This window comes from Asticcacaulis sp. (genome assembly GCF_027484505.1).
Classification (GTDB): domain Bacteria; phylum Pseudomonadota; class Alphaproteobacteria; order Caulobacterales; family Caulobacteraceae; genus Asticcacaulis.
Genome location: NZ_JAIXSV010000309.1, coordinates 1 through 3206, shown reverse-complemented (window position 1 = coordinate 3206; position 3206 = coordinate 1). Strand labels below are relative to the sequence as shown.

Annotated in this window: 6 protein-coding genes and 1 pseudogene; 3 read left to right on the top strand and 4 right to left on the bottom strand. The window is 59.8% G+C overall.

Going from position 1 to position 3206, the window contains the following annotated elements; genetic code table 11:
- A partial coding sequence (locus Q0072_RS18370) for an FAD-dependent oxidoreductase (protein WP_298333007.1) occupies nt 1-233 on the bottom strand: 233 nt, incomplete at its 3' end.
- Nucleotides 234-673: 440 nt separating this feature from the next.
- Between Q0072_RS18370 and Q0072_RS18365 the strand changes: the two genes are divergently transcribed.
- The 3 genes from Q0072_RS18365 (at nt 674) to Q0072_RS18355 (ending at nt 2193) form a co-directional block, all read left to right on the top strand.
- Nucleotides 674-1468, top strand: coding sequence for a hypothetical protein (locus Q0072_RS18365; protein WP_298333006.1), 795 nt, complete (start codon nt 674-676; stop codon nt 1466-1468).
- Between the two features lie 39 nt (nt 1469-1507).
- A complete protein-coding gene (locus Q0072_RS18360) occupies nt 1508-1645 on the top strand; it encodes a hypothetical protein (RefSeq protein WP_298333005.1) in 138 nt (45 codons plus the stop codon).
- Nucleotides 1646-1815: 170 nt separating this feature from the next.
- Nucleotides 1816-2193 carry a hypothetical protein gene (locus Q0072_RS18355; protein WP_298333004.1) on the top strand — a complete coding sequence of 126 codons (378 nt, stop codon included), beginning with the start codon at nt 1816-1818 and terminating at the stop codon, nt 2191-2193.
- 64 nt (nt 2194-2257) lie between these two features.
- Here the strand turns inward: Q0072_RS18355 and Q0072_RS18350 are convergent, their stop codons facing one another.
- The 3 genes and pseudogenes from Q0072_RS18350 to Q0072_RS18340 all read right to left on the bottom strand — a co-directional run.
- Entirely contained in the window at nt 2258-2518 is a 261-nt protein-coding gene (locus Q0072_RS18350; RefSeq protein ID WP_298333003.1) for a BrnA antitoxin family protein, read from the bottom strand.
- Complete coding sequence (locus Q0072_RS18345; protein WP_298333002.1) at nt 2511-2675, bottom strand: BrnT family toxin; 165 nt, start codon at nt 2673-2675, stop codon at nt 2511-2513. The genes Q0072_RS18350 and Q0072_RS18345 overlap by 8 nt, the downstream gene beginning before the upstream one ends.
- A gap of 299 nt (nt 2676-2974) precedes the next feature.
- Nucleotides 2975-3206: pseudogene (locus tag Q0072_RS18340) on the bottom strand (hypothetical protein); the annotation flags it as partial.

Sequence of the window (3206 nt, the reverse complement as noted above, 5' to 3'; positions counted from 1 at the left end):
TTGTTGAACCCGGTGATCAACTGCCCGCCATTGCGCCCGGAAGCGCCCCAGCCCACGGACTCGGCCTCCAGAATGGTGACCGACATGCCCTTGGCCGCCAGCTCAATGGCCGTGACCAGGCCTGTATAGCCACCGCCGACGACGCAGACATCGGTCGTGACATCACCCACCAGCGGCGGGCGGGCGGGGGCAGGGTGGGCCGTGGCGGCGTACCAGGAGGGGGCGTGGGGCATGGGGAAACTCAGGACATGGGGCAGGCTATTGGGCGCCGCATTCTGGACCATCCGGGCGAGCGCGGGCAAGCGATGGCGCTTTGGGGAACGTGGAAGACGGCGACAGGAGGCTGCGCCCCTCAACTGAGCGAGGCCGCATGATCGACCTGTTGGTTACCGATGTCGGCTTGCCGGGCGGCCCGACCTGTAGGCGCTTTTCATCACCGGCTACGCGGAAAACGCCTTGCCGAACCATGGGCATCTGGAACTGGGGATGCATGTGATGACGAAGCCTTTCCAGATGGAGAGCTTCGCGCGGAGGGTGGGGGATTTGGTGGCGCGGGGGTAGTTTTGCTCACGGGAAAAGTCGGTGATCGGTCCGGGTTGATAATGAAAGACATATCAATCGCCACCAGGGGGAACTAATATATGCCTCTTCAATCATGGGCCTGAGGTTTCCGATGTTGCGGCGCTTTTCGCTTGTCATGCTTCTGGTCCTTGCTGGTATCGGGCCGGTGTCGGCTGGCGGACGGAATCCTGGCCCATTGGAACTGGCGCTGAAGACCCCGGTGGATGCGCTGCCTGCGTTGCCGGTGGAGGGACCAGTTATATCCCCACCTGAGCCGCCTGAAGCGGCAGAACTGCTGCGCCAGGGGCATGAGGCCGCCCAACTCCAGGGAAGCACGATCGACGTCCCTACTGCGCTGGACCGGTTCCGCAAAGCCGCGGCGCTGGGCAGTTTTGAGGCAGCCAATGAATTTGCCGTCCTGATGCGGATGGGGAGTGCGCCACCCGAACAGAAGGCAAAATCGATACGGATCACGCGCTATCTAGCCGCCAACGGATACGGTGCCGCTGCCTATTCCATGGGAATGCTTGGTTTTATGGGCCGGCTCGGACCCGAAGATGGGCCGCAGGCATCTAAATATTGGTTCAATATCGCCCGTCGTGCGGGCAATGCCGATGCGCTAAAGCTGAACGCGGAGGCGTTGGCAAGGCTGCGGACGACCAGTGTCCTGCCGCCTGGAACAGGCAATGGCGACATGGTGGAGACAGCTTTCACCTTCACGGGAATAACAACGGCGCAGGAAGGCAGCGCTGCCGTGGACAAGACGATCACCACTCTGTTCCAGGGATGGACACAGGCGGACGCTTCCACAGTGACCGTTCACGACAAGACCTACGCCCGCCACATCATGGCCGACGGACAGGGCCGGAAGATCGCCGTGTTTTTCGATGTGACGGATTGGCGCTGATAAACACGGTCGTCAACTAGCTGCCGCCCCGACCTGGAGTTGCTGTTCATCGACGGCTACGTCGAAAACGCCGTGCTGAACCATGGCCGTCTGGGACTGGGCATGCACGTGATGACCATGCCGTTCCAGATGAAGAGTTTCGCGCGGAAGGTGCGGGATTTGTTGGGTCGGGGGTAGGGGTACAGAATGGTTGCTTGTTAGAATGAGGGTTGACCGAACCAGACATCTCCAAACCTGCGTTGCCACATGAGGGAAATTTATAAATGATTTGCTCTCCATAACCGAAGATTAGCGGAATCCATATCGATCCGATGTATATTTCCATTCTCTGGAGCTGGAGGGAATATATGCGACCCAAAAACATCATCATGTTCGAACGACTTGTTCTCGCATCGCTGGCATTGGGTCCTATTCAAACCCTCATTGGTTGGCAGCAATTGATGGCCTTGGGTAGCACCCAGTTTGTGCTGGGAATTCAGGCTTTCACGATCGGCGTCATCCTGCTTTTGACCTTCCTTGTGTCACGTCGGCGAAGCAAAGTGGCCATGTGGATACTCATCGTGATGTTTGTTCTCGGCGTTCCGATGATCATCAAGATGTTCACGGATGGGGTTCTGGTGGGCGCATCTTTGATCACCCTGGCTCAAACCCTGGCGCAACTTCTGGGCATCATTTTGCTGTTCACACCTGCCTCTCGCAGTTGGATGCGAGAAAGGCCAGCATAGGCCTCCAAAGATTTAGGCACCACGCTCAATAAGCAGTTTTCGGTGCCTGGCCTCTTCTGCCGTGTCACGCCCTGTCCCGTTCATGCTCCATGTAAGCCCGCAGCACCCCGTTCATCCGCGTCAGATACCCGCCGCCCTTCGATTTGAAGAACTCCAGCACGTCGGCATCCACGCGCAGCGACACGGCAACCTTGTTCCTGGGTTCCACCCGGCGGGCGGCGTCGAACCATTTGGCATCGGCTAGGGGGGCGGCGTCGGGGTCTTCGGCGACGGCGCGGGCGATGGAAGCGTCATCCATGTCGCGCAGGGCCGAAAGGTCAGGCAATGTCCGGTTCGGGTCCGGCAACCGCCGCGTGATAGGCTTTTAGTTCATCTTCGTTGGCCTTTCTTGCCGAAATCAGGCGGATGGCGTCACCGCGCGGTGTCCAGACGACCGCCAGGACCATGTCGGCCACCACGCCATAGGTCACGAACCGTTCCACATTCCGGTGACAAGCCAATCGGCGCTGAGTTAACCTCTTGCACCCACTTGCCTCCCCCGCGAAAGCGGGGATCCAGGAGCCACAAGCACTGCGCTTAGGTTCCCTTTGGCCCCTGGACCCCCGCTTTCGCGGGGGAGGCAGTGAAGGTGCGAACCCCTGTCTTAGCCCCGAAGGGCGAAAGGGGGAGGGCAGTCGCAGAAAATCCCGCTAACGGCTATGTGCTTGGGTCGAGGGTCTTCTATACATTCAGGATTTGTATATACAATCGAATACACAGACCATCAAGGCTGCCCCACCCCTCACCCCGACCGCAGATATTTCACCGCCGCATCCCGCTCAAACAGGTACAGCAGCGTCCGCAGTGCCTTGCCGCGTTCCGTCTCCAACTCCGGGTCGCGGGTGATGATCAGTTTGGCGTCATCCCGCGCCACGGCTAACAGCTCGCCATGCACCGCGATGTCGGCCAGCCGGAATTCGGGGATGCCTGACTGTTTGGTGCCCAGCATTTCGCCGGCCCCGCGCAGTTCCAGG

Coding starts and splice junctions, on each gene's coding strand:
- Q0072_RS18365 (WP_298333006.1), top strand. CDS start 674: ATGTTGCGGCGCTTTTCGCTTGTCATGCTTCTGGTCCTTGCTGGTATC.
- Q0072_RS18355 (WP_298333004.1), top strand. CDS start 1,816: ATGCGACCCAAAAACATCATCATGTTCGAACGACTTGTTCTCGCATCG.